This is a genomic window from Myxacorys chilensis (assembly GCF_059505265.1).
In genome coordinates, this window is record NZ_JCACKG010000154.1 from 1 (window position 1) to 5,622 (window position 5,622).

The window sequence follows — 5,622 nt, forward strand, 5'->3', positions numbered from 1 at the left end:
CTATAGTTTCCTCCCTACTTCTCGGCTTCACCAAAAGCTCGGAAGAGCCCTTTGTAATTGACACCAGACAGGCGGTTCACCTCGTCGAAGGCCTTGATCGTGCAATTCCCCGCATCACAGGCAAATGTAGCCCAGCGTAGGATAGGCGTAGACGGAATCGAACGGGATACGTCTGTCTCTGTCAATGTATTCATTGGAGTGAAAACCTCTGAGAGTGAATTGGAATCAAGCGTTGAAGCGTTTTTCGGCTTTTGCTCAAGTGTGCAAGTCAAATGCCATCTCTAGCTGTTGTGCGTCAATCGTGGATCAATTGCGTCTTTTCATGTTTGATGTTAGCATCCGATTCGTAGCTGCCAAGTAGCTATAAGCTATTATTCAGCTACATTAAGCTACGATCGTTCAGCGAATTAGTAAAATCTTGAGCGTACCCGTATGGAATTAGCTCCTGTGAGTAAGCGCGTCTTTCTGACTCTGCCTGACACTGTTTATGCCGACTTAGAGAGGTGGGCTGATTTACAGGGACGACCCATCGCCAATCTTGCAAATTACCTTGTAGAGAGAGCGATTGAGCAAGCTAAAACATCTGGAGAACTACCAGCCGCAAAAGAATCGAAACCTCATGAGGCAAAGTCGCCATGACGCAACTCCTCGATAAGCCAACCGACCAGCGCATCGTTCTACAAGGAACGTGGGAGCAATTCAAGCTGATTCAGCAAGCCTCACAAGACTCTCCCGGAGTCAAGCTGTTTTTTTACGCAGGAACGATCGAAGTCCTTATGCCAGGATTCCAGCACGAGAATTTCTCAGAAATTATTGGCTATCTCGTGACCACATTCCTGTTAGCTCAAGGCATTGCTTTCGTTCCATCTGGGTCAGTCACGCAGGAGCGCGAGGGGAAAGCCTCGGCTCAGACAGATAAGTCTTACTGTCTCGGTGGCGCAAAGCCGATTCCTGATTTATCGATTGAGGTCGTCTTTACGAGCGGCAGCCCCAATAAGCTGGCGCGGTATGCAGCACTCGGTGTATCTGAGGTCTGGTTCTGGCAGGATGGCATCCTCACGTTGCATCATCTAAGAAACAATGGCTACGAGCAGATCGAAGGTAGCGAGCTACCCGGACTCGAGCAACTTGATGTAGACCTCCTAAGGCGCTGCATTCTGATGGCTGAGACTGATTTTCCATTGGCTGTTCAAACCTTTCAGGCATCCATTGGTAGGAGGTAGAAACTTGACAGGCGTTGACTATGTGAATCGGTGAACGCTTGTACTCTTTCTACTTTCTGATTACAGTTACAAAATATTCGTCATGGATCGATTGCGGATCAGAGAAAATGTCCTGGTAAACTTAGACTCACTTCAGCAATGTGAGCGACATCCTATGAAGCACCCAGTTTTCACCGTTGCAAAGCGAGAGGTTAACCCCATGATCTAGCACACCTAGACGCCAAAAACCCCACTGCTGCAAACAGAAGGGGCTTTAAAGGCGAATATTTAATTTGAATAACGGGAGGCGGGGACGCTAACTTGAAAGCTTTGGACGGCCAGATAGTTAGGTTCCCTACGGTGCCATGCTTTTTATTATGCCTCATTTGTCCCATATGGCAATAGAGTTTGCTGGGCATTTTTGAGCAACGTCAGCATGGTTCTCTCTCCCTTCCCTTCACTTCTGGGTCAGAGAGCGACACGGTTGAACTGAGATTTTTGTGTGCCCAGTTGCGCGACTTCTGTTGGCGTGACATTACAGCGAATCATCTGATTCATCTCTCATTCCTTGCTCTCTGTCCCACCGCACACCGTTTGGACAGAGAACCCATGCCAATTTTCACCCTTACAACCCTCGCCCAAGGCGAGGTTGAGGCAGATCCCATTGCGTCTCGTTCCCGCACTCCCTCACAGGGCAGATTTACCGCTACGAAACGCGGCAATCCTTGTTCCATTTGCGGCGACACCACCGGAAAATGTCGGCAGGTGGAGACCCTCCATCTCTGCATGACCCTTGCCGACACGGGTAGCGCCCCTCCAGGATTTCGATTCATCGGCACCACGAAAGACGAGCTCTGGGGGAAGTTCGTTCTAGACGATGGACGAACCTCTTCTTCTAATTGGAACACTTCCATTCAGCAACGCCAGCGTCGTCAACCCTCCCAGCGAGACTCAGATCGCCAACGACCCTCCCAAGGCGTCAGCGCCCAGGTGCGAGACCCGTTCTACCGTCAACTGCTCGACCAACTGACACTGCACCCGGAGGATCGCGCCGATTTACATCGCCGAGGATTAACCGATGCTCAAATCGATGCCTGGGGTGTGAAGTCGACCGAGCAGTGGCAACAGCTGCAGTCACCACTACCGCCCACTCTCCCCGGAGTCAGACTCGATGGCATGGGTCTCAACTGCCAACCGGGGTATCTCTGTCCCATCCAGGATGTGCAAGAGCACTTGGTCGGCTTTCAGCTGCGCCTCCGCACCGATAACGAGGGCGGACGTTACCGCTGGCTCACCAGTACAACAAAGAACCGCCCCGATGGACCCACGCCCCACTTACCCAATGGGGAACTGCCGCTGGCGGTGCATCGACCCCCTCAACTTCTGCGACGGGCCATCGCTTTCGCCGAGGGCGTGGGAGCGAAGCCGTTCATTACAGCGCAGCGCCAAGGGCAGGTCGTCGTGGGAGCGGCAGGCGGGCAGTTCGCTAGTAGTCCCGAAACCCTCAAGGCGACGCTTGAGACGTTGGCTCAAGAACTAGGGACAAAGACGATTGAGTTCTACCCGGATGCCGGAACTCTGCAGAATCGCCATGTCCTGCGGCAGTACCGCGCCACCTGGAAGCTGCTCCGAAAGTGGGGCTACGGGGTTCAAGTCGCCTGGTGGGGGCAAACCACTAAAGCCAGCCCTGATATCGATGAACTTGACGATTGCATAGCAATTGGGTGGCTCTCGACCGCCCAATTTGAAGCGCTGGCTCATCCCAGGTTAGATTGGCTCGAGCGCATTCGGCGCACGCTGCAGAACAAACCACAGCCGACCCAATCTGCTGCCGCGCTGCGAGCGCGATTCGGGAAGCAGGACATCTCCCAGTATCCCTTAGGTCAGCGTCTCTCAATCTGGCAACGGGCGATCGATGATGGCTACCGCTACATTCTCGATACCTCACCCCCAGGTGCGGGCAAGTCTTTCGATGCCGGTCAAATGGATCCTCAAACCTTTGGAGTGAAACAACTCATTTATGCTTCTGACCAGCATCGCAACCCCACCGTCCTGACCCTGACGCAGGAGAATGGCTGGGTCGATCTCGAAGCCCGCCACGGAGGACTCGTGCAAGAAATCACCCCTATGGGCGGCGTGCGCCTCAAGCGGGCGAACCAGAGGGAGACTTCAACCCTGGCGGCCAATTGTAGCCGTCATCAACTTCTGGGAATGCTGCGCGCGAAACATGTCCATGGCTCTGATACCGCTTCCCTCATCTGCAGCACCTGCCCCCTGAGAGAACCCTGTACGCATTCAAACGGTCCTGGCTATGGCTTTCTCAACCAACGGCGCTCTGCCTTGTCGTCTCCCAAGCTCCGCGCTCACCTCGACAGCTTGCCCGACCCAAGCGACTATTCCTTGGCGGACACCCTCCTCCTGGTCGATGAACCCGGGCAGAATTTTCGCGTCAAGCAAGACCTGAAGGTCACACTGCCCGATTTAGAGCAGACGATTCTGAGGCTGATGGAATTTCCGGGGCTCTTTCAGGCCCTTCAGCCGCTCCTCGTGGCTCTGATTCCGATGCTCGATGGTTCCACCAAACTCGGGCGATTTGGGATCGCTCACTCCGAATTAATGCAGCGGCTGCCCCAAGTGACGCTCGACGGTGAAGCCGTGAGCCAAGTTCTGCGACCCGACCTCGGGTTCCTCAATAGCACAGCGGTTCATGGGGTCGATTTAGCTGACCTACCCCGGCAGGTTCGCAAGAAGTTTGCCGAGCGTGACTCTGAGTTGGCAGATCAAGCTCAGCAGCGCGTGATCAAGCAGTGGTTGCCGGAGCTGCTCCACATTCTCACCGGTCACGCTCCGGGTGCTTCCATGCGGCTGGGCTATGACGGACTGACCTTAACGTTGCCAGACGGACGCCATCGATTTACGATTGAAGCCGCCAGAGCCACCATTTTTCTCGATGGTACGCTGCACCCGCAGGATCTAGCCTTGAAACTTGGGTGTGCCGTCGACGAAATTTTTGTCTGTCAGCAACAGGTGCCCTCATCCGAAAACCTGACGCTGATTCAGGTAACGGATCTAGGACGGCTCGGAATGCAGCGCGGCAACCAGCAGCAGCAACGTGCAAGCGCCATTGTGGCGCATTACCAGCAGCAAGACCCAACTACCCAGACGCTCGACTTTAAGAAGTTCGCGAGCGAAGGGACAGGATGTTGGTGGCGCGATAGCCGGGGGATCAATGATTTTGAGCGGACGACGCGCTTGATTTTGGTCGGCACGCCCTGCCGCAATCTAGCGGACTTGCAGGCAGAATATGGGGTGCTGAGCGGGCAGTATCCCCGGGACGATGATGTCCAGTATCGCGCCTATGTGGATCGCTCGATTTTGTCTGAGTTCCATCAAGCGATCGGGCGATTGCGGGCGCATCGCCGAGCCGAAACGCCGCTCGAAATCATTCTGCTGAGCGACTTTGAACTCGATTGTCCGACACAAAAAGTTAAAGCGTCGGACATCACCCTTAATGCCAGTACGAAGCGAGAGCGATTTTTTTTCGCAGTGCAAGCTGCGATCCAGCAGCTCAAAGTAGTCGGCGCAAAAATCACGCAGCGGGCGATCTCAGCCCTGATTCCCTATAGCCAGCAGTATGTGTCGCGGCACTGGAAATTACTACAAACGCTATTAGAGAGTCCTAATAGCAAAACTAGTCAAAATATAGACTCTGATTCTCAGGAGGTTTGTGCGATGGTTGTGCCTGTATTAGAGAAAGCGATTTCTGGTTGTGAAACAGCAGCACAGGTGTTAGAAACGGTGAATGAGATCTTTTATGGCTGGCTAAAGCCGATTGAATGGATAGAGGTTTGGGAGCGGTTGAGCGGTAGGGTCCAGACTCAGATCTTTACTGCACTGACACTAACCCTTCCCTCGGAGCACATCGAACCTTTTCTTGAAGAAGTGGAGGAGCTCGGGACCAATCAATGAAGAGGGACCAGCATTATTCCCAAGGACTTTGCTGTGATTGAGCTACTGAAATCAGTCGATTAGATTTCAAAAAATCGAGTTCCGCTATTTATGCAAGAAAGCTTCAAGTTTTAACGCCTGTCTACTTCACAAGTGGCATAGCGTAACTTTCCTGCGACATAACCTATGGTTCTCGAAGAAGTTGAATAAGTACATTTATACTATTTAGAAATTCATTCACTATTACAGTAAGCAGCGGTTAAAAATGGTTGCTACATGAAATCAGCATCTTTTTCCTATCCTTTCCTAAATGGCACTACAAGGCGGGATATTGAAGGGTTCAAACAAGTATCATGCTTGAGACTGAAAACCTTACATAGTGAAATCTTGAAAGCATCCTTTTGCTTCATCTTGATGTACAGCCTTTTTCGATCTAGTCAGGTACAGTAGCAGCAATGCGTGAACCAGGCTT

3 protein-coding genes are annotated in these 5,622 nt (G+C 52.6%); all 3 read left to right on the forward strand.

The window, feature by feature from the left end; all coding sequences use genetic code 11:
• The first annotated feature begins 432 nt into the window (after positions 1-432).
• The gene (locus tag AC5JLB_RS11565) at positions 433-639 is read left to right on the forward strand and encodes a ribbon-helix-helix domain-containing protein (protein ID WP_495694100.1); all 207 of its coding nucleotides are present in this window, start codon (positions 433-435) and stop codon (positions 637-639) included.
• A complete protein-coding gene (locus tag AC5JLB_RS11570) occupies positions 636-1,223 on the forward strand; it encodes a Uma2 family endonuclease (protein WP_495873983.1) in 588 nt (195 codons plus the stop codon). Before AC5JLB_RS11565 ends, AC5JLB_RS11570 begins: the two co-directional genes overlap by 4 nt.
• Before the next feature lie 588 nt (positions 1,224-1,811).
• Entirely contained in the window at positions 1,812-5,171 is a 3,360-nt protein-coding gene (locus AC5JLB_RS11575) for a hypothetical protein (protein WP_495873984.1), read from the forward strand.
• Positions 5,172-5,622: the final 451 nt, after the last annotated feature.

Coding starts and splice junctions, on each gene's coding strand:
- AC5JLB_RS11575 (WP_495873984.1), top strand. CDS start 1,812: ATGCCAATTTTCACCCTTACAACCCTCGCCCAAGGCGAGGTTGAGGCA.
- AC5JLB_RS11570 (WP_495873983.1), top strand. CDS start 636: ATGACGCAACTCCTCGATAAGCCAACCGACCAGCGCATCGTTCTACAA.
- AC5JLB_RS11565 (WP_495694100.1), top strand. CDS start 433: ATGGAATTAGCTCCTGTGAGTAAGCGCGTCTTTCTGACTCTGCCTGAC.